The 22,005-nt window shown below is 72.8% G+C and carries 15 protein-coding genes; 8 read left to right on the plus strand and 7 right to left on the minus strand.

Going from position 1 to position 22,005, the window contains the following annotated elements; all coding sequences use genetic code 11:
- The first annotated feature begins 101 nt into the window (after positions 1 to 101).
- A complete protein-coding gene (gene lysS, locus OIE12_RS18595; protein WP_329136769.1) occupies positions 102 to 1,868 on the plus strand; it encodes a lysine--tRNA ligase in 1,767 nt (588 codons plus the stop codon).
- A 95-nt stretch (positions 1,869 to 1,963) separates the two neighbouring features.
- Here lysS and OIE12_RS18600 read toward each other — a convergent pair whose 3' ends face one another.
- The 3 genes from OIE12_RS18600 to OIE12_RS18610 form a co-directional block, all read right to left on the minus strand.
- Complete coding sequence (locus OIE12_RS18600) at positions 1,964 to 3,286, minus strand: DUF2637 domain-containing protein (protein WP_329142032.1); 1,323 nt, start codon at positions 3,284 to 3,286, stop codon at positions 1,964 to 1,966.
- Between the two features lie 177 nt (positions 3,287 to 3,463).
- The gene (locus OIE12_RS18605; protein ID WP_329136771.1) at positions 3,464 to 4,441 is read right to left on the minus strand and encodes a DUF3558 family protein; all 978 of its coding nucleotides are present in this window, start codon (positions 4,439 to 4,441) and stop codon (positions 3,464 to 3,466) included.
- A 134-nt stretch (positions 4,442 to 4,575) separates the two neighbouring features.
- On the minus strand, positions 4,576 to 5,409 hold the full coding sequence (locus OIE12_RS18610; protein ID WP_329136773.1) for a DUF3558 domain-containing protein: 834 nt from the start codon (positions 5,407 to 5,409) through the stop codon (positions 4,576 to 4,578).
- 218 nt (positions 5,410 to 5,627) lie between these two features.
- On the opposite strand from OIE12_RS18610, the gene OIE12_RS18615 reads away from it, so the two are divergent.
- The gene (locus OIE12_RS18615; protein WP_329136775.1) at positions 5,628 to 6,821 is read left to right on the plus strand and encodes an RtcB family protein; all 1,194 of its coding nucleotides are present in this window, start codon (positions 5,628 to 5,630) and stop codon (positions 6,819 to 6,821) included.
- Between the two features lie 68 nt (positions 6,822 to 6,889).
- Here the strand turns inward: OIE12_RS18615 and OIE12_RS18620 are convergent, their stop codons facing one another.
- Positions 6,890 to 7,654 carry an SDR family oxidoreductase gene (locus OIE12_RS18620; protein ID WP_329136777.1) on the minus strand — a complete coding sequence of 255 codons (765 nt, stop codon included), beginning with the start codon at positions 7,652 to 7,654 and terminating at the stop codon, positions 6,890 to 6,892.
- Between the two features lie 209 nt (positions 7,655 to 7,863).
- On the opposite strand from OIE12_RS18620, the gene OIE12_RS18625 reads away from it, so the two are divergent.
- Positions 7,864 to 8,979 (plus strand): LLM class flavin-dependent oxidoreductase, encoded by a 1,116-nt coding sequence (locus tag OIE12_RS18625; protein WP_329136779.1) that lies wholly within the window; start codon positions 7,864 to 7,866, stop codon positions 8,977 to 8,979.
- A gap of 29 nt (positions 8,980 to 9,008) precedes the next feature.
- Positions 9,009 to 9,662 (plus strand): FMN reductase, encoded by a 654-nt coding sequence (locus OIE12_RS18630; protein ID WP_329142034.1) that lies wholly within the window; start codon positions 9,009 to 9,011, stop codon positions 9,660 to 9,662.
- A 208-nt stretch (positions 9,663 to 9,870) separates the two neighbouring features.
- Here the strand turns inward: OIE12_RS18630 and OIE12_RS18635 are convergent, their stop codons facing one another.
- Positions 9,871 to 11,142 carry a glycosyltransferase family 4 protein gene (locus tag OIE12_RS18635; RefSeq protein WP_329136781.1) on the minus strand — a complete coding sequence of 424 codons (1,272 nt, stop codon included), beginning with the start codon at positions 11,140 to 11,142 and terminating at the stop codon, positions 9,871 to 9,873.
- Between the two features lie 174 nt (positions 11,143 to 11,316).
- On the opposite strand from OIE12_RS18635, the gene OIE12_RS18640 reads away from it, so the two are divergent.
- Together OIE12_RS18640 and OIE12_RS18645 are read left to right on the plus strand one after the other, a co-directional pair.
- Positions 11,317 to 12,060, plus strand: a complete 744-nt coding sequence (locus OIE12_RS18640; RefSeq protein ID WP_329136783.1) for a response regulator transcription factor — start codon at positions 11,317 to 11,319, stop codon at positions 12,058 to 12,060.
- Positions 12,061 to 12,103: 43 nt separating this feature from the next.
- Positions 12,104 to 13,570: a sensor histidine kinase gene (locus OIE12_RS18645; RefSeq protein ID WP_329136785.1), complete on the plus strand. Its 1,467-nt coding sequence runs from the start codon at positions 12,104 to 12,106 to the stop codon at positions 13,568 to 13,570.
- A gap of 98 nt (positions 13,571 to 13,668) precedes the next feature.
- Here OIE12_RS18645 and OIE12_RS18650 read toward each other — a convergent pair whose 3' ends face one another.
- Both OIE12_RS18650 and OIE12_RS18655 read right to left on the minus strand, forming a co-directional pair.
- Entirely contained in the window at positions 13,669 to 14,157 is a 489-nt protein-coding gene (locus tag OIE12_RS18650) for a GNAT family N-acetyltransferase (protein WP_329136787.1), read from the minus strand.
- A 28-nt stretch (positions 14,158 to 14,185) separates the two neighbouring features.
- Positions 14,186 to 14,524, minus strand: a complete 339-nt coding sequence (locus tag OIE12_RS18655) for a YnfA family protein (RefSeq protein WP_329136789.1) — start codon at positions 14,522 to 14,524, stop codon at positions 14,186 to 14,188.
- A gap of 376 nt (positions 14,525 to 14,900) precedes the next feature.
- Between OIE12_RS18655 and OIE12_RS18660 the strand changes: the two genes are divergently transcribed.
- Together OIE12_RS18660 and OIE12_RS18665 are read left to right on the plus strand one after the other, a co-directional pair.
- Positions 14,901 to 16,982, plus strand: a complete 2,082-nt coding sequence (locus tag OIE12_RS18660) for a flotillin family protein (RefSeq protein ID WP_443053852.1) — start codon at positions 14,901 to 14,903, stop codon at positions 16,980 to 16,982.
- A gap of 113 nt (positions 16,983 to 17,095) precedes the next feature.
- A complete protein-coding gene (locus tag OIE12_RS18665; RefSeq protein ID WP_329136792.1) occupies positions 17,096 to 22,000 on the plus strand; it encodes a DNA repair ATPase in 4,905 nt (1,634 codons plus the stop codon).
- The last annotated feature ends 5 nt before the right edge of the window (positions 22,001 to 22,005 follow it).

Here is a 22,005-nt window from a genome sequence, read left to right on the forward strand (position 1 = left end):
GGCACGCCCAGTATCCCATGGGGGGTAAAGCGGTTTTCCCGGTCGCGAGTCGGGATGGGAAGATGGAGACGCCCATCAAGAGGACCAGAAATCAAGAGGACGTGCCGAACGTGGCTCAGAGCACCGAGACCACCGACTGGGTCTCCCGTTTCGCGGACGAGGTCATCGCATCGTCGGAGCGCCGCGCACCGGGCACTGGCACATCAGTCGCTACCGCTCCGGGCATCGTCGTCGCGTCCGGACTCTCCCCGTCCGGCCCCATCCACCTCGGCAACCTGCGCGAGGTCATGACCCCGCACCTGGTCGCCGACGAGATCCGCCGCCGGGGGTACGAGGTCCGGCACCTGATCTCCTGGGACGACTACGACCGCTACCGCAAGGTGCCGGCCGGCGTTCCCGGCATCGACGAGTCCTGGGCCGAGCACATCGGCAAGCCGCTCACCTCGGTGCCGGCGCCGCGCGGGTCCTCGTACCCGAACTGGGCCGAGCACTTCAAGGCGGCGATGACCGCCTCGCTGGCCGACCTCGGCGTCGAGTTCGACGGCATCAGCCAGACGGCGCAGTACACCTCCGGCGCCTACCGCGCGCAGATCCTGCACGCGATGAAGCACCGCGGCGACATCGACGCCATCCTCGACCAGTACCGCACGAAGAAGGCCCCGGCCAAGAAGCAGCAGCAGAAGCCGGTGGACGAGGCCGAGCTGGAGGCCGCCGAGGGCTCCGGCGCCGCCGCCGAGGACGACGGCAGCTCCGGGAGCGCCGGCTACTTCCCGTACAAGCCGTACTGCGGCAACTGCGAGAAGGACCTGACGACGGTCACCGCGTACGACGACGACACCACCGAGCTGTCGTACACCTGCACGGCGTGCGGGCACACCGAGACCGTGCGGCTCAGCGAGTTCGACCGGGGCAAGCTGGTGTGGAAGGTCGACTGGCCGATGCGCTGGGCCTACGAGGGCGTGATCTTCGAGCCGAGCGGCGTCGACCACTCCTCGCCGGGGTCCTCGTTCCAGGTCGGCGGCCAGATCGTCACCCTCTTCGGCGGCGAACGCCCGATCGGGCCGATGTACGCCTTCGTCGGCATCTCCGGCATGGCCAAGATGTCGTCCTCGAAGGGCGGCGTGCCCACGCCGGCGGACGCGCTGAAGATCATGGAGCCGCAGCTCCTGCGCTGGCTCTACGCCCGCCGCCGCCCCAACCAGTCCTTCAAGATCGCCTTCGACCAGGAGATCCAGCGGCTGTACGACGAGTGGGACAAACTGGCCGCGAAGGTCGCCGACGGGTCCGCGCTGCCGGGGGACGTCGCCGCGTACACCCGGGCCGTGGGCACCGCCACCGGTGAACTGCCGCGCACCCCGCGGCCGCTGCCGTACCGGACGCTGGCCTCCGTCGCCGACGTCACCGCCGGGCACCGGGACCAGGCGCTGCGCATCCTCTCCGAACTGGACCCGGCGCATCCGCTGGGGTCGCTGGACGAGGCGCGGCCGCGGTACGACCGGGCGGAGGCGTGGATCAACACGCACGTCCCCGCCGACCAGCGCACGATCGTCCGGACCGAGCCCGATGCCGAGCGGCTGAAGTCGCTCGACGAGCGGGGGCGGCAGTCGGTGCGGCTGCTGCTGGACGGGCTGGAGGCGAACTGGTCCCTGGACGGGCTGACGCATCTGGTGTACGGAGTGCCGAAGGTGCAGGCGGGGTTCTCGGCGGACGCCACGCCGAAGGAGCTGCCGGCGGAGATCAAGACGGCGCAGCGGGCGTTCTTCGCGTTGCTGTACGAGCTGCTGGTGGGGCGGGACACGGGGCCGCGGCTGCCGACGCTGCTGCTGGCGGTGGGGCAGGAGCGGGTGCGGACGTTGCTGGGGGAGTAGTTCTCTCCCCTCCCCGCGCCCCTGACAGGGGCGCGGGGAGCTGCGCGAGAAGCCCACCGGCCGTCAGCCGACGACGCACCCTCTCGGCTCCGCCGTCAGGCGATGTGGTCGTCCTCCAGTTCCGCCGTGTGGCGGTTGGTGAAGCGGGTGACCATGCGCTTGGCCTCCTCGCCCGGCAGCCGGCTGCCGAACTCCGCCTCCACGTTGTCCCCGAACTCCCTCGGCGTCGGGTAACTCCCGTTGATCGACTTCTTGAAGACCTGGTAGTAGGAGTCCTCATCCGGCTCCGGCGCGGGCGTCCCCCCGCCCTCGCCCAGCTCCCGCGTCCGGTTCGGCCCCGCCGGAATCGGGAAGCTCCCCGTGTCCTCCGGCCCCGGCGCCTCGAACTGCTCCGCCGGCTGCTCCTCGTACCACTGCTCGTACTGGTCCTCGGGCCCGTACGCGGGGTCGTACGACGGGTCGTAGCCCCCCTGGTAGTCGATGTTCCGCGGCGGCTTGAACCACGGGCTCTGCTCGCCGCCGGGGCCGCCCTGGACGTCGGGCGGCAGCTGCTCCTCGTAGCCCTCGAAGCCGCCGGGGCCCTCGTACGCCTCGTAGCCCTGCGGCCCCGGCTGCCCGGCGGGGCCCTGCGCCGCGCCGCCCGCCAGCTCGGGCCGGTGACCGCCGGACGGGGCCGCCCCGGCGGTGGACATGCCATCGGCCACCGGCTCCGCCGACGCCGGCGACACCGGCGACACCGGCGGCAGCACCGCCGGCTCGATGCCCGCCGCCGCCAGCCCCGACGGCGCCGTCTGCGCGAGCGGCACCCCGTACCGGGCGAGCCGCAGCGGCATCAGCGACTCCACCGGCGCCTTGCGCCGCCACGCCCGGCCGAAGCGGGAGCGCAGCCGCGCCTGGTACACCAGCCGCTCCTGCTCCAGCTTGATCACCTGCTCGTAGGAGCGCAGCTCCCACAGCTTCATCCGCCGCCACAGCAGGAACGTCGGCAGCGGCGAGAGCATCCAGCGGGTCAGCCGCACGCCCTCCATGTGCTTGTCGGCCGTGATGTCCGCGATCCGGCCGACCGCGTGCCGGGCCGCCTCCACCGACACCACGAACAGCACCGGGATCACCGCGTGCATGCCCACGCCCAGCGGGTCCGGCCAGGCCGCCGCGCCGTTGAACGCGATCGTCGCCGCGGTCAGCACCCACGCCGTCTGGCGCAGCAACGGGAAGGGTATGCGGATCCAGGTCAGCAGCAGGTCCAGGGCGAGCAGCACACAGATGCCCGCGTCGATGCCGACCGGGAAGACGTAACTGAAGTTCCCGAAGCCCTTCTTGAGCGCCAGTTCCCGCACGGCCGCGTACGATCCCGCGAAGCCGATCCCGGCGATGATGACGGCACCGGTGACGACCACGCCGATGAGCACCCGGTGCATCCGTGTCAGCTTCAGTGGCGCGGCCACCCTGACTCCCCTCCCTGTGCGTGTTGTTGCGCGGAACAGAGTGGCACACATGTGCGGGTGCACGGACGCCCGGTCCGGAAGCGACCGGGAACCGATACGCGAAGGGCCCGGTCCGCGCCGGACCGGGCCCACGAAACTCCGCGCACAACCTCAGCTGTCGGCACCCGACTTGAGGGAGGCCCCGGCCGAGGGCGACGACTTCGAGTCCTTCGCCCCCTTGGTCTCCTTCGAGTCCTTGGAGTCTTCCGAGTCCTTGGAGTCCTTGGAGTCCTTGGACGGTGACTTCGACGCATCGGCGCCCGAGTCCGAGTCCGCACCCGAACCGCCGCCCTCGTTGGCGGACGTCACCGAGGCCACCGCCTCCTTCGCCGCCTTCTTCGCCAGCTTCACCAGGTCGTCCGCGTCCGGCGTCCTGTCGCCGGCCAGCCCCGCGCCGTTGTAGTCGAGCGTGACGACCACGTTCTCCACGCGCGTGACGACCGTCTGCTGCTTGAAGGTGCCCTCCTTCTTCTTCACGTCGTACCGCACCAGCGTCGCCTCGTCGCCCGTGCCCGGCACCGGCTCCGTCTTCGTGTTCTTCGCGCCCTCGGCCGCCTGCGCGTCGCCGAGCTGCTTGGTGTAGTACTCCTTCGCCCGCGCCTCGCCCTCGCCCCGCGAGGCGTCCGAGTCGAAGCGCAGCAGGGCGACGTTGAGCCAGCGGTACTGCGAACCCTTCACCCCGTTGTCGTCGAGGCTGTCCCAGGAGCAGTTCGAGCGGGTGTCCGTGTCGTCGGAACCGCCCTTCTTGGGAGACTTCACGCCCTTGGGGACCAAGTCCTCCAAGGTCTTCTTCGGCAACACGTCACACGGCTCCGGCAGCTTCGCGTACGCCGCCTCGCGCACCGCGTTCGCCGACTGGGACGCCGAGCCGGACGGAGTCGCGCTCGACTCCGGCTTCTTGGCGTCGCCGCCGCCGTCGTCCGAGGAGCCGGAGGAGCAGCCGGCGGCGAGCAGCAGCGCCGGGACGACGGCGGCCGCACCCATGAGCAGCCTGCCGGGCCGCCGTGCGCCCCGCGGGCCGTGCCCCTCGTGCCCCGCGCCGTCCGCGGGCGAATGCTCTCGACGGTCTCGCTGTGCAGGTCGGTGCATGGTTCCTTCACTCATGACGCTTCTGTGCTTCGTGCGGTCGGACGGGTCCGAGGGGCCACGGTACGCGGTGGGAACAGCCCGCGGTTCCGGTTCGGGTGCTTCCTCCCCGCGCCCCGACGACCGCCGGGGGGCGGCTAACCCTCGAAGGAGTCGGCCAGTTGCCGCGCCAGAATCTGGGCCCTGTCCTGCATTTCCGCGCTGCCCGCGACCGTGCCGGTACGCGTCGGCTGCTCCTCGTACTGGACCGTCACGAGCACGTTGGACGTGCGGAACACCACAGTCACCGTGCGCTGCTGGGTGGGGCTCATCTCGTCGTCGAGGAACGCTTCGTCGCCCAGACCGTCGAGCGCGCGCGGCTGGACGGTGGCCGAGGCGGAGGCGTCGGAGGAGGGGCCGGCGGACGCGGAGGCGTCCGAACCCTCGGAGCCCTTCGCGCCCTTTGTCTCCTTGGCGTCCTTCGCGTCCTTCGAGTGCGAGGGGGACGCCGTACGGGACGGGGCGACGGAGGTGGAGGCGCCCCCCTCCGGGATGTCCGCCGCGTCCTCCTTCTCGCCGAACACCCGCGCCGCGCTGTCGTCGTCGCTGACCGAGGAGTCGTAGGACACGACCCGCTCGAAGTCGATGTACAGCTGGTCCGAGGCGGAGTCCGACTCCGCCTTCCAACGGCAGCCCGAGCGGCGGTCGTTGTCGTAGGTGAGGGTCGCGGTGCCGTCGTACGCCTTCTCGCGCTGCTCCTCGTCCGTCAGCTGCTTCAGACCGGGCAGCAGCGCCTCGAGCTGGTCCTGGTCGGGCGCGGTGCAGGCGTCGGAGAGGGTGCTGTACTTGCCGGGCTGGGCGACCGGGGTGGAGGTGGCGGAGCTGCCGGCCTTGTCGTCCTGGGCCGAGCCGTCGCCGGAGCCGCCGGTGCACGCGGCGAGGAGCGCCGCGAGGAGCGCGACGGCGGCCGGGACGTACGCCTTCCGCTGCACGGTTCAGGCTCCTCTCGTCGGGTTCCCCGGGCCGGGTCCGGCGGGCGGGGGCGGGGCGTGCCCTGCGGTTATTCGGTTGCCGCGCGGTAGGTGCCCCTGGGGACAATGTCTATCGCACGCGCTGCCGTGGACGCCGGTCCGCTGTCCGCTACGCCGACCTTGGCGACGGTTTTTGCGCTTCGATACTTCTGTTGTGTTTTACGGGGAATGAGGACGGCATGTCGTACGTGGAGGTACCGGGCGCGAAGGTCCCGATCCGCATGTGGACCGATCCGGCGGGGGTCGAGGACGTGGCGATGCAGCAACTGCGCAACGTCTCGACGCTGCCGTGGATCAAGGGCCTGGCCGTGATGCCGGACGTGCACTACGGCAAGGGCGCGACGGTCGGTTCGGTGATCGCGATGCAGGGGGCGGTCTGCCCGGCGGCGGTGGGTGTGGACATCGGCTGCGGCATGTCCGCGGTGAAGACGTCCCTGACGGCGAACGACCTCCCCGGCGACCTCTCCCGCCTCCGCTCCAAGATCGAACAGTCCATCCCGGTCGGCCGCGGCATGCACGACGACCCGATCGACCCCGGCCACTTCCACGGCCTGGCGACGGCGGGGTGGCAGGGGTTCTGGGGGCGGTTCGGGGGTGTCGCGGAGGCGGTCAGATTCCGTCAGGAGCGTGCCACGAAGCAGATGGGAACGCTCGGTGGCGGAAACCACTTCATTGAAGTTTGTACTGATTCGACCGGTTCCGTCTGGCTCATGCTCCACTCCGGATCCCGGAACATCGGCAAGGAACTGGCGGAGCACCACATCGGCGTGGCCCAGAAGCTGCCGCATAACCAGGGCCTGGTCGACCGCGACCTCGCCGTCTTCGTCGCGGACACTCCGCAGATGGCGGCGTACCGCAACGACCTGTTCTGGGCGCAGGAGTACGCGAAGTACAACCGCACGCTGATGATGGCCCTGCTGAAGGACGTCGTCCGCAAGGAGTTCAGGAAGGCGCGGCCCACCTTCGAGCCGGAGATCTCCTGCCACCACAACTACGTGGCGGAGGAGCGGTACGAGGGCATGGACCTGCTGGTCACCCGCAAGGGAGCGATCCGGGCGGGCTCCGGCGAGTACGGGATCATCCCGGGCTCGATGGGGACGGGCTCGTACATCGTCAAGGGCCTCGGGAACGCGGCCGCGTTCAACTCGGCGTCGCACGGCGCGGGTCGGCGGATGAGCCGCAACGCGGCGAAGCGCCGCTTCTCGACGAAGGACCTGGAGGACCAGACGCGGGGCGTGGAGTGCCGCAAGGACTCCGGTGTCGTGGACGAGATCCCTGGCGCCTACAAGCCGATCGAGCAAGTCATCGACCAGCAGCGCGACCTGGTGGAGGTCGTGGCCAAGCTGAAGCAGGTGGTGTGCGTCAAGGGCTGACGCACACCGGCGCACGGACCGATCGCGGCCCGCGGCTCCCCTCTCCGGGGGCCGCGGGCCGCTCGGCGTCACCGCTCTCGGTGGACCTTCGTGTTGGAGGCCTGGGCGCGGGGGCGGACGACGAGGAGGTCGATGTTGACGTGGGAGGGGCGGGTGACGGCCCAGGTGATCGTGTCGGCGACGTCGTCGGCGGTGAGGGGTTCGGCGACGCCCTCGTAGACCTTCGCGGCCTTCGTCTCGTCGCCCGCGAAGCGGGTCAGGGCGAACTCGTCGGTCTTCACCATGCCGGGGGCGACCTCGATCACCCGGACCGGGGTGCCGACGATCTCCAGGCGCAGCGTCTCGGCGAGCACGTGCTCGCCGTGCTTGGCGGCGACGTAGCCCGCGCCGCCCTCGTACGTGCCGTGGCCGGCCGTGGAGGAGACGACGACCACCGTGCCGTCGCCGCTCGCGGTGAGCGCGGGGAGCATGGCCTGGGTCATGTGCAGGGTGCCGAGGACGTTCGTCTCGTACATCCGGCGCCACTCCTCGGGGTCGCCGGTGGCGACCGGGTCCGCGCCGAGGGCGCCGCCCGCGTTGTTGACCAGGAGGCCGAGGGTGGGGAAGGCGGTGGCGAACTCGTCCACCGCCGCGCGGTCGGTGACGTCCAGCGCGTACGCCGTCGCGGAGTGGCCGGCCGCGGTCAGTTCCGCGGCGAGCGCCTCGATGCGGTCCTTGCGGCGGGCGGTGAGGACGACGCGGTAGCCGGCGGCGGCCAGCTGCCGGGCCGTCGCGGCACCGATCCCACTGCTCGCGCCGGTGACGACGGCGATGCGGGAGGCGGTGGAGGTCATGGGTGCTCCTGCGCGGTGTGGGTGGAGAGGGGGATGAGTGGCGGTGCGTCCGTGGGGGGAGTGGCTGGGGGTCTGGTCGTCAGGATAGGTGGCCCGGCTTGCGGGGATGCGGGGTGGTCCGGGCGCGCGGGGGTGGGTGGAATAGGCGGGGCGGGGGCATCGTTGGCAGGGTATAGTTGAACCGTCAACAATTTGGAGGGTGAGCGGCCATGCAGTTCGGGATCTTCAGCGTCGGGGATGTCACGCCCGACCCGACCACGGGGCGCACGCCGACCGAGCGCGAGCGCATCAAGGCCATGGTCGCCATCGCGCTGAAGGCGGAGGAGGTCGGGCTCGACGTCTTCGCGACCGGCGAGCACCACAACCCGCCCTTCGTGCCCTCGTCGCCGACGACCATGCTCGGCTACGTCGCGGCCCGCACCGAGCGGCTGATCCTCTCCACCTCCACCACCCTGATCACCACCAACGACCCGGTGAAGATCGCCGAGGACTTCGCGATGCTCCAGCACCTGGCCGACGGCCGGGTGGACCTGATGATGGGGCGCGGCAACACCGGCCCGGTCTATCCCTGGTTCGGCCAGGACATACGCCAGGGCATCAACCTCGCGGTGGAGAACTACGCCCTCCTGCACCGGCTGTGGCGCGAGGACGTCGTCGACTGGGAGGGCACGTTCCGCACCCCCTTGCAGGGCTTCACCTCCACCCCGCGCCCGCTGGACGGCGTGCCGCCGTTCGTCTGGCACGGCTCCATCCGCTCCCCGGAGATCGCCGAGCAGGCCGCGTACTACGGCGACGGCTTCTTCCACAACAACATCTTCTGGCCCGCCGACCACACCAAGCGGATGGTCGAGCTGTACCGGAGCCGGTACGCCCACTACGGGCACGGGAGTGCCGAGCAGGCGATCGTGGGGCTGGGCGGTCAGGTGTTCATGCGGCGGAACTCCCAGGACGCGGTGCGGGAGTTCCGGCCGTACTTCGACAACGCGCCGGTGTACGGGCACGGACCGTCGCTGGAGGACTTCACCGAGCAGACGCCGCTGACCGTGGGCTCGCCGCAGCAGGTGATCGAGAAGACGCTGGGCTTCCGCGAGTACGCGGGCGACTACCAGCGTCAGCTGTTCCTCATGGACCACGCGGGGCTGCCGCTGAAGACGGTGCTCGAGCAGTTGGACATGCTCGGTGAGGAGGTCGTGCCGGTGCTGCGCAAGGAGTTCGCGGCGCGGCGGGCCGCCGGGGTGCCGGACGCGCCGAACCACGCGGGGCTGGTGGCGGCGGCCAAGGACGCGGGGCGGGACGAGACGGTGGACGGGGTGAGCGCGGTATGAGCGGCGAGGGTGCGGTGACCGAGGGTGCCCTGCGGGTCGTGGTCGTTTCGGCGGGGCTGAGTGTGCCGTCGTCCACGCGGTTGCTGGGGGATCGGTTGGCCGCGGCGGTGGTGCGGGAGGTGTCGGAGGCCCGGGCTGGGGCCGGGGCCGGGGCCAGTGCGGGGGCCGGCTCCGGGGCCGGGCGTGTCGATGTCCGAGTGGTCGAGTTGCGTGAGCTCGCCGTCGAGATCGCGCACCACTTCACCAACGGGTTCCCTGGACGGGCGCTGGCCTCGGCGCTGGACGCGGTGACGGGGGCGGACGCGCTGATCGTGGTGACGCCGGTGTTCTCGGCGTCGTACAGCGGGCTGTTCAAGTCGTTCTTCGATGTGCTGGAGAAGGACGCGCTGGCGGGGAAGCCGGTGCTGATGGGGGCGACCGGGGGGTCGGCCCGGCATTCGTTGGTGCTGGAGCATGCGATGCGGCCGTTGTTCGCGTATCTGCGGGCGGTGGTGGTGCCGACGGGCGTGTACGCGGCGTCGGAGGACTGGGGGGCGGACGGGCTGGCGGAGCGGATCGAGAGGGCGGCGGGGGAGCTGGCCGGGCTGCTGAAGGGTGTCGAGCCGCGTCGGCGGGCGGTGGTGGCGGATGCGGCGGAGGTTGTCGTGCCGTTCGCCGAGCGGTTGGCGGCGTTGCGGGGGTAGGCGTCCTTGACCTGGGGGCTCTGCCCCCAGGCCCCCCGTGGGGGGGGAGTGGGGGTGGGTGGGGAGTGCGCGGGAGAGCTCGGGTGGGTGGGGTGTGTGGGCGGGTGCGGGTGGGATGTGGCTGGTCGCGCAGTTCCCCGCGCCCCTTACGGGGCGCGGTGGCTCCGCAGGTCGGACACAGTCCCGCGCCCCTTTCGGGGCGCCCCCACTACCGCGTGCTTCGGCGGCAGGCGCGGAGTGCCCGTGTCATGCGCAGCGTGGCGAACAGGTGGTCGTAGCGGGTCGTGATGGGGGCGGGGTCGTAGCGGTGGGCGCTTCGCAGGGCTGCCGCTGCCATGCCGTGGCGCAGGGCGTCGTCGGCGATGAGGTCGAGGATCGCGTCGGCGAGGGCGGGGGCGTCGTCGACGGGGACGAGGCGGCCGTCGACGCCGTCCGTGACGATTTCGGCGGGCCCCAGCGGGCAGTCCGTGCTGATCACCGGTACCCCGCAGCGCATCGCCTCCACCAGCGTCATCCCGAAGGACTCCGCGTCCGACGCGCTCACCACCAGGGACGCCTTCGCGAACTCCGCCTCGATGGGGGTGCAGGGCCCCATCAGCCGGGCCCGGCCCGCGAGGCCGAGTTCGTCGATCAACGCCTCCAGCCCCTCCTTCGCGTTGCCGCCGCCGTAGATGCGCAAGTGCCAGTCGGGTTCCTTGGCCGCGACCGTCGCGAACGCCTCCAGCAGCAGGTCGAAGCGTTTGCCGGGGGCGAGCCGGCCGGCCGCCGCGATCACCTTCGAGGTGCCGTCGGACGGCGGGACGTCCACCGGCGGCACGATGTTCGGCACCGACACCACCCGTACCCCCGGCAGCGGCATCCGCCTGCGGTAGACCCGCGCGTCGGCCTCGGTCATCGTCACCACCGCGTCCATGGACCGGTAGTGGCGGGCGAGCTCGGCGCGCAGCCGCTTGCCGTGCGCGTCGTGCCGCAGGTGTTCCTGGGCGATGCGCAGCGCGCGGCGGGGGCCGAAGCGGGCGAGGTAGACGTTGATGCCGGGCCGGGTGCCGATGATCACGTCGGCGTCGCACCGTTCGAGGTGGGCGCGGACGCGCAGGTCGGTGAGGCGGGAGTACTGCTTGTGCCGCTTCTCGGCGGTGGGGAAGTCCTCGGCGGGTTGCGCGTAGGCGGGGTCGTCCAGGTCGGGGCTGCCGGGGCGGGTGTCCACCAGCGGGACGAGGCGGACGCGCGGGTCGAGGTCGAAGCGGGGGGTGTCCCGGTGCCGGGACATGGAGACGATCTCCACGTCGTGGTCGTCGGCGAGCGCGGCGGCGAGGTTGAAGGTGGTGCGGACGGTGCCGCCGATGGCGTACGCGTTGTGCAGCAGGAAGGTGATCTTCCGGCGGCGGCGCCGCCAGAGGTGGAGGGCCAGCCGGACGGCGGCCCTCCGGGCCGGGCCGGGGCCCGTGGGGTGGCTCGTCGTGCTCGTCGTGCGGTTCATCCAGTGCCTTCCCGACGCGACCTCTTGTCCGGACGCGCGACGCGTGACGTACGGGACACGGTGGCCCGACGAGGTAAACCACCGGGCCGCCCGCGGTGAGAGGCGGGTAAGAAGCCCGCCCGCACCCCGGTCCACCCGGTGGGTACCCGGCCGCGGCCTTGGCAGACTGGTGGGGTGACCCAGACAGTTCTGCTGGCCGAGGACGACCGTGCCATCCGTCATGCCCTGGAACGCGCCCTGACGCTCGAGGGTTACGAGGTGACCGCCGTGGCCGACGGGGTGGAGGCCCTCGCGCACGCCCACCGCACCCCGCCCGACGTGCTGCTTCTCGACGTGATGATGCCCGGCATCGACGGCCTTCAGGTCTGCCGTGTACTCCGTGCGGAGGGTGACCGTACGCCCATCCTGATGCTGACCGCGCTGGTCGAGACGGCGGACCGGATCGCCGGTCTGGACGCGGGCGCGGACGACTACGTCGTCAAACCGTTCGACGTGGAGGAGGTCTTCGCCCGGCTGCGCGCGCTGCTGCGGCGCACGGGGACGGCGGGGTACGGCGGGTACGCCGGTCCCGACGGTCCGAACGGCGGTGCGGTGCTCAAGGGGGAGCGCTGGTCCGGCGGGCAACTGTCGGTGGCGGGGCTGCGCATGGACGTGCAGGCGCGGCGGGCGTGGCGCGGGGAGCGGGAGCTGGAGCTCACCCGCACGGAGTTCGACCTGCTGGAACTCCTCGCGCGCAACGCCGGGATCGTGCTCGACCACGCCACGATCTACGACCGCATCTGGGGCTACGACTTCGGCCCCGGCTCCAAGAACCTCGCGGTCTACGTCGGCTATCTGCGCCGCAAGCTGGACGAACCGGGGGCGCCGGCGCTGATCCACACGGTGCGGGGTGTGGGGTACGTGCTGAGGGAGGACTAGGCGTGCGCCGAGGGCTGAGCAGGCGCCGGGACCGGACGTCCCGGTGAGCCGGGTTCCCGGCCGGCTGAGGACGGTGTCGTCGCTGCGGACGACCTTCACCGTGTCGTTCGCGGCCGTCGCCGTCGGCGTCACCGTGCTGATCGGGTTCCTCAGTTACGACGCCGCGGCCCGGCTCGTCCGCGTCGACGAGAAGACCGTGTTCTCCGAGCGCGTGGAGGATCTGCGCAACCAGGTGCGGCAGCAGCGGTTCGACTCCGACGACTTCGCCAAGGACGATCCCGACCGGGACGGTCCGCGTGCCGCGATCTTCCGTTCCAGCCGGATGGACGTGCAGGTCATCGGCCCGTCCGGCACGGTCGTCGACCCCGGCAAGCCGCGGCTGCCGGTGGACGCCACCGGCCGCCGGATGGCCGGGGCGGCGACGGCCGGGCAGCTGGTCGAGCAGGGCGAGGTCGCGGTCGCGGGCGACTTCTACCGGGTGGCGATCGTCTCGCTGGGCGGCGGGCGCGGCGCGGTGCAGGTGGCGCAGGAGTTCAGCGACACCGAGGATCTGCTGCGGGAGCTGCAGAAACGGACGATCCTGCTGGTCGCCGCGGTGGTGAGCGGCTCCGGGCTGTTCGGCTGGTGGCTGGCCCGGCGGATCACCCGGCGGCTGGTCCGGCTCACGGAGGCGGCGGAGAACGTGGCCCGCACCCGGCGGCTGGGCATCCAGGTGCCGGTGACCGGGCACGACGAGGTGGCCCGGCTCGGCCGCTCGTTCGACCGGATGCTCGGCCGGCTGGCGCAGTCGGAGGAGGACCAGCGCCGTCTCGTGCAGGACGCGGGGCACGAGCTGCGGACGCCGCTGACCTCGCTGCGGACGAACATCTCGCTGCTGCGCCGCATCGACGAACTGCCGCCCTCGACGCGGGAGGAACTCGTCGCCGACCTCGCGCAGGAGTCCCGCGAGCTGACGGACCTCGTCAACGAGCTGGTCGACCTCGCGGCCGGGCAGTCGGACGCCGAGCCGGTGCGGCGGGTGGCGCTGGGCGACCTCGCGGAGGACGTGGCGGTGATCGTCCGCCGCCGTACGGGGCGCGAGGTGACGGTCCGGGTCACCGGGGACACGACGGTGGACGGGCGGGCGTCGGCGTTGCAGCGGGCGGTGTCGAACCTGGTCGAGAACGCGGTGAAGTTCGACCGCGGCGGTACCGCCCCGATCACGGTGACGGTGGCGGGCCCGGCGCACACGGGGGCGACCCGCACGGACGCGGCGCCGCCGCGCGCGGGCGCGGTGCGGGTGGAGGTGCTGGACCGGGGGCCGGGGGTGGCGGAGGAGGACCTCCAGCGGATCTTCGACCGCTTCTACCGGACGGCGGACGCGCGCAGCCTGCCGGGGTCGGGGCTGGGGCTGTCGATCGTCCGCGAGGTGGCGACGTCGCACGGAGGCGCGGCGTTCGCCTACCGACGGGAGGGCGGCGGTTCGGTCATGGGGTTCACGGTGACGGGGGCTGCGCCCAAGGGAGCCTGACAGCTCGGGGGTTCGTGTCGTGGTGCGGGTGCGGGTGCGGGTGCGGGTGCGTCGTGGCTGGTCGCGGCGGAGCCGCAGATCGACACGGCTCCGCGCCCTCAGCCGACCACGAGGCTGCGGCGTTCGACCAGAACGACGTCGCGCCAGCGGCCGTGGTGGCGGCCGATCCGTTCGCGGGTGCCGATGACGCGGAAGCCCAGGCGGGCGTGCAGCGCGAGGCTGGCGGTGTTCTCGGGGAAGATGCCGGACTGGACGGTCCAGATGCCGGCCGCCTCCGTGGAGGCGAGCAGCGCCCGCAGCAGCGCGGAGCCCACGCCCCGGCCCCGGGCGTCCGGGTGGACGTAGACCGAGTGCTCGACGACGCCGGCGTACGCGCAGCGGTCGGAGACTGCCGTCGCGGCGACCCAGCCGAGCACGGCCCCGGAGCCGTCCGCCCCGGTTCCGTCCTCCGCCACGAACCGGTGTTCGGGCAGCTTGGCGGCGTCGAACACCGGCCAGGTGGGCGCGGTCGTCTCGAACGTCGCGTCGCCCTCGTCGATGCCCGCGCGGTAGATGGCCAGGACCTGGTCCGCGTGAGTCCCGGTCATCGGTACGACATGCATGGTGCCCACCCCCTCAGTTGCCGCCGCGCGGGGCGTACATGATGACCGCCATGCCGGCGAGGCAGATCAGGGCTCCGACGATGTCGTAGCGGTCGGGGCGGTAGCCGTCGGCGACCATGCCCCAGGCGATCGAGCCGGCGACGAAGATGCCGCCGTACGCGGCGAGGATGCGTCCGAAGTGGTCGTCGTTCTGGAAGGTGGCCACCACCCCGTACAGCCCCAGCGCGATCACCCCCGCGCCGATCCACGCCCACCCGCGGTGTTCGCGCACGCCCTGCCACACCAGCCAGGCACCCCCGATCTCGAACAGCGCGGCGACGGCGAACAGGGCGAGGGAGCGGACGACGAGCACGGCGGGAGTCTTTCCGGGAGGGGACGGGAGGGGACGGGAGGGGACGGGAAGGGACGGGAGGGGACGGGAGGGGACGGGAGGTCGGGAAAGGCCGAGGGAGGTCGGGGGCGGCGGGTCGAAGGGGGCGGTGACGTGGGCGAGGTGCTGGTCGGTTCCGATGTCTTCCGGCACTAAGGAGCGTGTAAAGACTGCCGGAAGTCGGCAATGCGGCAGGCGCACATGGTCGGCAGGATAAAGGCGGGGCAACCGCATCGGACCAACTCGATGCCGGACACCGGCAGGTGACGGCACCGCGGCCCGCGCCTGCCCTCTCCTCTCCCCCCACCCGTCGAGGACGGACGCCGTGCACGCCGAGCAGTGAAGGACGTTACCGCTGATGAATGCCATGACCGTGGGCCTGGGCGCGCTCGTCGTCCTCTGCCTGCTCGCCGTACTCGCTCTCTCCCGGCTGTTCCGCAAGGTGGAACAGGGCAAGGCGCTCATCGTCTCCAAGATGCGCAAGGTGGACGTGACCTTCACCGGGCAGGTCGTGCTGCCGGTGCTGCACCGGGCCGAGGTGATGGACATCTCGGTGAAGACCATCGAGATCACCCGGGCCGGCAAGGAGGGGCTGATCTGCCGGGACAACATCCGCGCGGACATCCGCATCTCGTTCTTCGTCAAGGTCAACAAGACCGTCGAGGACGTCGTGAAGGTCGCCCAGGCGGTCGGCACGGCGCGGGCCAGTGACCGCGACACGCTCCAGGAGCTGTTCCACGCGAAGTTCTCCGAGGCGCTCAAGACCGTCGGCAAGCAGCTGGACTTCACCGACCTCTACACCAAGCGCGAGGAGCTGCGGTACCGGATCATCGAGGTCATCGGGGTCGACCTCAACGGCTACCACCTCGAGGACGCGGCGATCGACTACCTGGAGCAGACGCCGCTGACCCAGCTCGACCCGGCCAACGTCCTGGACGCGCAGGGCATCCGGAAGATCACCGAGCTGACGGCCGTGGAGCACGTGCGCACCAACGAGGCGCAGCGCACGGAGGAGAAGGAGATCACCCGGCAGAACGTGGACGCCCGGGAGGCCGTCCTGGAACTGGAGCGGCGCCAGGCCGACGCCGAGATCAAGCAGCGCCGGGAGATCGAGACCGTACGGGCGCGCGAGGAGGCCGAGACGGCGCGCGTGGTGGAGGAGGAGCGGCTGCGCGCGCAGGGCGCGTTCCTGCGCACGGAGGAACAGCTCGGCGTGCAGCGCGAGAACCAGGCCCGCGAGGTCGCCGTCGCGGCGAAGAACCGGGAACGGGTCCTCGCGATCGAGAGCGAGCGGATAGAGAAGGACCGGCTCCTCGAGGTCATCGCGCGGGAGCGGGAGACCGAGCTGACCCGGATCGCGGCCTCCAAGGAGGTGGAGGCGGAGAAGCGGGACATCGCCGAGGTGGTGCGCGAGCGGGTCGCCGTGGACCGTACGGTCGCCGAGCAGGAGGAGTCCATCAAGAAGCTCCGCGCGGTGGAGGAGGCGGAGCGGCAGCGGCAGGCCGTGATCATCGCCGCCGAGGCGGAGGCGCAGGAGAAGCTGGTCAAGGACATCAAGGCGGCGGAGGCGGCCGAGCAGTCCGCGACGCACCGCGCGGCCGAGGAACTGACCATGGCAGAGGCCCGGTTGAAGAGCGCCGAGCTGGAGGCGCAGGCCAAGCTGAAGCTCGCGGAGGCCACCCGGGCCGAGAGCGCGGCCGAGGGGCTGGCCGCGGTGGAGGTCCGCGACAAGGAGGCGGACGTCATCGGCAAGGCCGGCCGGGCGGAGGCCGAGGCGGCCGAGGCGCGGCTGCGGGCGGAGGCCGAGGGAGCGCGGGCCAAGGCGCTCGCGGACGCCGAGGGCACCCGGGCCAAGGCGCTCGCCGAGGCGGACGGCGTCGGCGAGAAGCTGAAGGCCGAGGCGGCCGGGCTGACGGAGAAGGCGGCGGCGATGGCCGCGCTCGACGAGGCGTCCCGCGCGCACGAGGAGTACCGGCTGCGGCTGGCCGCCGAGAAGGACATCCGGCTGGCCGGGCTCGACGTGCAGCGGCAGATCGCCGAGGCGCAGGCGACGGTGCTGGCCACGGGGCTGGAGAACGCGGACATCGACATCGTCGGGGGCGAGTCGGTCTTCTTCGACCGGCTGATGTCGTCCATCGCGCTCGGCAAGGGCGTGGACGGCTTCGTCGAGCACTCGCAGACGGCGCAGGCGCTGGCCAGGCCGTACCTGGACGGCACGTCGAGCCTCGCCGACGACCTCGGCCGGGTGCTCGGCTCGGTCTCCACGGCGGACGTGCAGAACCTGACCGTCTCCGCGCTGCTGATGAAGCTCATGCAGACGGGCGGCGCGCAGGCCGGACAGGTGCGCAAGCTGCTCGACCGGGCGGGCGAACTGGGCCTCGCGGACACCCCGCTGACGTCCCTGAAGGCCGGGGCGCTGAACGGCAGCGCCGGCGCCTGACCGGCGCCCCGCCCCCTTTCGTCTTCCGGAGCCGCCGCACAGGGGACGGCGGCTCCGGAACACCCCTTCGCGCCCCCGCACGGACCTTCGCGCCCCCGCAGGAAAGGACCCCCATGACGACCGGGGTGAACAGCAGCACGCACGAACCGTCGGCCCCCGGCGTCCCGGGAGCCGACGCCGCCCCCGGCGCCTACGAACTCCTCCGGGACCGGCTCACCGCCCAGGCGGGCGAACTCGTCCGGCGCGCCGAGGCGTTGAACGCGCGCCGCGTCGAGGAGTTCGGCGCCGCCCGCCTCGAACTCACCGGTACCGAGCGGTTGCAAAGCAAAAGCGCGTGCGTGGCGCAGGACGCCGTCGCCCTCGGCGAGGTGCTGCTGCTCGGGTACGAGACCGGCCCGGCCGGCAGCGCCGACGGGACGGCCGTCGGGGACGTGTTCGCACTGCACGGCCCCGATCTCGCCCGGCTGCCCGAGGACGCCGTACCGGGGCTGCTCGACGACCCCGCGTTCGTACGGGAGTTCGCGGCCCTGTACCGCTACTACCGCGAGGCGACCCTGCTGCGGCTGCGCCGGGTCGACGGCCGGCTGCTCGCCGTGTTCCGCACCGGCGAGAAGGCCGACGACATCCGCGTCCTGCGCTGGGCGGTCGGCGACGACGGACGCGTCTCCTTCCTCGACGCGCGCGGCGACCGCGACCACGTCCTGCCGCCCGCCCACGACTTCACGTGGACCCCCACCACCCGCGAGGACCACGTCCTCGGCCGCCACCCGCACGTCTCCATCGGCGGCGAGGTGTACGTCGCCACCGTCGGCGGCACGCTCACCGTCAAGACGGAGAACGACACCGAGACCGCCGACGGCATCCACTCCGAGCCGGTCGCCGAACCGCTCCAGGCGCTCGCCGACGCGGACATCGCGCACGCGCGGGTCGGCGCGCTGATCCTGCTGCGGGTGCGCCCCTACAAGGAGGACACCGACCGGTACCTGGTCTTCAACACCCTCACCAGGGCCGTCGTCCGCCTCGACGGCATCGGGCGGGCCTGCCGCCGCCTCCCCGACGACCAGGGCATCGTCTTCCCCGGCGGCCACTGCCTGGCCACCGGCACTCACCGCACGTACGAACTCGACACGGAGGGCCTGGAGTTCGAGCGTGAGGTGCGCTCGCCCAACGGCGAGGACGTGCTGTTCGCGTTCCGCGCGCCCGCCGGGGGCCGCACCCTGCTGCTCCCCTACCACACGATCCGCAAGGAGGTCGCGGCCCCGCTGTCCTGCCGGGGCTGGGCGCTCGCGGACGACGGCACGCTCACCCTGCTGCGCGGCGGGGGCGACGAGCCCGCCCGGGTGCACCCCGTCCAGCGCTGGTCGTCCCCGTTCGTCTCCGACACCTACGAGGCCGCCCGCCCCGCCGGTACCGGTCCCCTCGCCCGGATCGGCAACGCCGACCTCGTGCGCGGCATCGCCGCCTGCCTGTCCGTGGCCCACGCCGCCACCGGGACCACGCCCACCGGCGAGGTCTACGCGGAGCTGGCCGCCGCCTGCGTCCGCACCGCCGACGCCCACCACTGGCTGGCCGACCCGGAGGCCGGCGACCTCGCCGACCCGCTGGCCCGGCTGCGCGCCACCGCCGAGCAGGTGCTCGCCGAGTTCGACACCGTGCGCACCCTGACCCGGCAGGCGGCCGACGCGCTCGACGAGGCCGACGCCCGCCTCGCCGCCGTCGTCCGCCGGCTGCGCGGCGAGGCACCGCGCGGGGCCGCCGACTGGGCGGCCGGACTGACCGAACTGCGCCGCGCGCAGGGGCACCTGCTGACCCTGCGCGAGACGCGGTACGCCGACACCGCCCGCCTCGACGCGCTCGCCGCCGGCGCCGAGGCCGACCTCGCCGCCTTCGGCCGGCGCGCCGTCACCCACCTTGCCCGCCCGGACGCCTTCGCCGGCACCCACGCCGACGTCGAACGGATCGCCGCCGACGCGGAGGAGATCGGCACCGCCGCCGAGGCCGCGCCGCTCGCCGCCCGCCTCGACGAACTGGCCGAGGGGCTGGGCGCGGTGACCGACGTCGTCGCCGGGCTCGACACCGGCGACGCCACCGTCCGCACCGCCGTCCTGGAGGCCGTCGCCGGGGCGCTCGGCGGCGTCAACCGGGCCCGCGCCGTCCTCGACGCCCGGCGCCGCGCCCTGCTGGAGCAGGAGGGCCGGGCCGGGTTCACCGCCGAGTTCGCGCTGCTCGGCCAGGCCGTCACCGGCGCGCTCGCGGTCGCCGACACCCCGGAGGCGTGTGACGAACAGCTCGCCCGGCTGCTGGTCCAGGTGGAGAACCTGGAATCCCGGTTCGCCGAGTCCGACGACTTCCTCGACACGCTCGCCGACAGGCGCGAGGAGATCCACGAGGCGCTCTCCGCCCGCAAGCAGTCCCTCGCCGACGTCCGCGCCCGCCGTGCCGAACGCCTCGCCGACTCCGCCGCCCGCGTCCTTGGCACCGTCGCCCGCCGCGCCGCGAGCCTCGCCGACGCGGACGCCGTCACCACGTACTTCGCCTCCGACCCGATGCCCGCCAAGGTCCGCCGCACCGCCGCGGAACTGCGCGAACTGGGCGACGCGGTACGGGCGGAGGAGCTGGAGGGGCGCCTCGACGCCGCCCGCCAGGAGGCCGCCCGCGCCCTGCGCGACCGCACCGACCTGTACGCCGACGACGGCCGCAACGTGCGCCTGGGCGCCCACCGCTTCGCCGTCTCCACCCAGCCCCTCGACCTCACCCTCGTCCCGCACGGCGACGGCCTCGCCTTCGCCGTCACCGGCACCGACTACCGCGCCCCGGTCACCGACCCGGAGTTCGCGGCCACCCGCCCCCACTGGGACCGGCTGCTGCCGTCGGAGTCGCCCGAGGTCTACCGCGCCGAACACCTCGCGGCCCGGCTCCTCGACGCGCACGGCCCGGCCGCGCTCGCCGCCGCCGACGACCTGGCCGCGCTCGTACGGGAGGCGGCCGAGGCGGCGTACGACGAGGGGTACGAGCGGGGCGTCCACGACCACGACGCCACGGCGATCCTCGCCGCGCTGCTGCGGCTGCACGAGGGCGCGGGCCCGCTGCGCCACGAGCCCGCCGCCCGCGCCGCCGCCCAGCTGTTCTGGGCGCACGGCACGACGGAGGAGCAGCGGCAGGACTGGCGGCGCCGGGCACAGTCCCTGGCCCGGGCACGGGAGACGTTCGGGTCGGCGCCGGCGATCGCGGACCTGTGCGGGGAGCTGGCGCGGGCGATCGGGAAAGGGGACGCGAGCGCGACAGCGGAGGGGACCGTCGAGGAGGGAACCGCCGCCGCCGCGTACCTCTTCGACGAACTGACCACCGGCCCCGACGGCTTCGTCCTCGGCGCCGGCACCCGCACCCTGCTCGACACGTTCCACCGCACGGCCGGCGGCCCGGCGTACGCGGAGGACCTGGCCGCCGTCGAGGACCTGGCCGCCCGCCGCCAGCTGGCCGAGGCATGGCTCACGGCGTACGCGGCCGCCACCGGCACGGACCCGGCACCCGGCGACCTCGCCGAGGCGGTCGCCGCCGAGCTCTGCCCCGGCCTGCCCCGCTACCCGGGCGACGCCCCGCTGACGGAGACCGTGCACGGCCTGCTCGGCGCCCACCCGCGCATCACCGACCGCGCCCTCACCGTCCGCGTGGACGAACTCCTCGCCCGCACCCGCGCGTTCCGCGCCCACGACGTCCCCGCCCACCACGCGTACACCGCCCGCCGCGCCGCCCTGGTCGCCGCCGAGCGGACCCGGCTGCGCCTGGACGACCACCGTCCGCGCGTCCTGTCCGGCTTCGTCCGCAACCGGCTCATCGACGAGGTGTACCTGCCGCTGATCGGCGACAGCCTCGCCAAGCAGCTCGGCACCGCCGACGCGGCCCACCGCACCGGCACCGGCGGCCTGCTCCTGCTGGTCTCCCCGCCGGGCTACGGCAAGACGACGCTGATGGAGTACGTCGCCGACCGCCTCGGCCTGATGCTGGTGCGGATCAGCGGACCGGCGCTCGGGCACACCGTGACCTCGCTCGACCCGGCCGAGGCCCCGAACGCCACCGCCCGCCAGGAGATCGAGAAGATCAACTTCGCGCTGGCGGCCGGCAACAACACCCTTCTCCACCTGGACGACATCCAGCACACCTCACCCGAACTGCTCCAGAAGTTCATCCCGCTCTGCGACGCCACGCGCCGTGTGGACGGCGTACGAGACGGTGTCCCGCACACCTACGACCTGCGCGGGAAGCGGTTCGCGGTCTGCATGGCCGGCAATCCGTACACCGAGTCCGGCGGCCGCTTCCGGGTTCCCGACATGCTCGCCAACCGCGCCGACGTGTGGAACCTCGGCGACGTCCTCACCGGCAAGGAGCACGTCTTCGGCCTGAGCTTCGTGGAGAACGCGCTGACGGCCAACCCGCACCTCGCCCCGCTCGCCGGCCGCGACCGGGCCGACCTCGACCTGCTGCTCCGCCTCGCCGAGGGCGACCCGACGGCCCGCGCGGACCGGCTCGTCCACCCGTACGAACCGGCCGAGCTGGAGCGGGTCCTCGCCACCCTGCGCCATCTGCTCACCGCCCGCGCGACGGTCCTCGCGGTGAACGCCGCGTACATCGCCTCCGCCGCCCAGACGGACGCCACCCGCACCGAGCCGCCGTTCCAACTCCAGGGCTCCTACCGGAACATGCGCAGGATCGCCCAGCGGATCCAGCCCGTCATGAACGAGGCGGAACTGACGGCCCTCGTCGAGGACCACTACCGCGCCGAGGCGCAGACCCTCACCACGGGCACCGAGGCCAACCTGCTCAAACTCGCCGAACTGCGCGGCACACTCACCCCCGAGGGCGCCGCCCGCTGGACGGCCCTGAAGACGGCCCACACCCGCACCCTCGGCACCCCCGAGGACGCCCACCTCTCCCAGGCGGTCACCGCCCTGACGGTACTCGCCGACCGACTGGCAGCCGTCGAAACGGCGATCGGCCGTGTGCCACGATGCGCGCCATGACGGCG

The sequence above is a fragment of the Streptomyces sp. NBC_00670 genome (assembly GCF_036226765.1).
Lineage (GTDB): Bacteria > Actinomycetota > Actinomycetes > Streptomycetales > Streptomycetaceae > Streptomyces.

Coding starts and splice junctions, on each gene's coding strand:
- OIE12_RS18600 (WP_329142032.1), bottom strand. CDS start 3,286: ATGCACCGGGTGCTCATCGGCGTGGTCGTCACCGGTGCCGTCATCATC.
- OIE12_RS18605 (WP_329136771.1), bottom strand. CDS start 4,441: ATGCACCGACCTGCACAGCGAGACCGTCGAGAGCATTCGCCCGCGGAC.
- OIE12_RS18615 (WP_329136775.1), top strand. CDS start 5,628: ATGTCGTACGTGGAGGTACCGGGCGCGAAGGTCCCGATCCGCATGTGG.
- OIE12_RS18620 (WP_329136777.1), bottom strand. CDS start 7,654: ATGACCTCCACCGCCTCCCGCATCGCCGTCGTCACCGGCGCGAGCAGT.
- OIE12_RS18625 (WP_329136779.1), top strand. CDS start 7,864: ATGCAGTTCGGGATCTTCAGCGTCGGGGATGTCACGCCCGACCCGACC.
- OIE12_RS18635 (WP_329136781.1), bottom strand. CDS start 11,142: ATGAACCGCACGACGAGCACGACGAGCCACCCCACGGGCCCCGGCCCG.
- OIE12_RS18650 (WP_329136787.1), bottom strand. CDS start 14,157: ATGACCGGGACTCACGCGGACCAGGTCCTGGCCATCTACCGCGCGGGC.
- OIE12_RS18660 (WP_443053852.1), top strand. CDS start 14,901: ATGAATGCCATGACCGTGGGCCTGGGCGCGCTCGTCGTCCTCTGCCTG.
- OIE12_RS18665 (WP_329136792.1), top strand. CDS start 17,096: ATGACGACCGGGGTGAACAGCAGCACGCACGAACCGTCGGCCCCCGGC.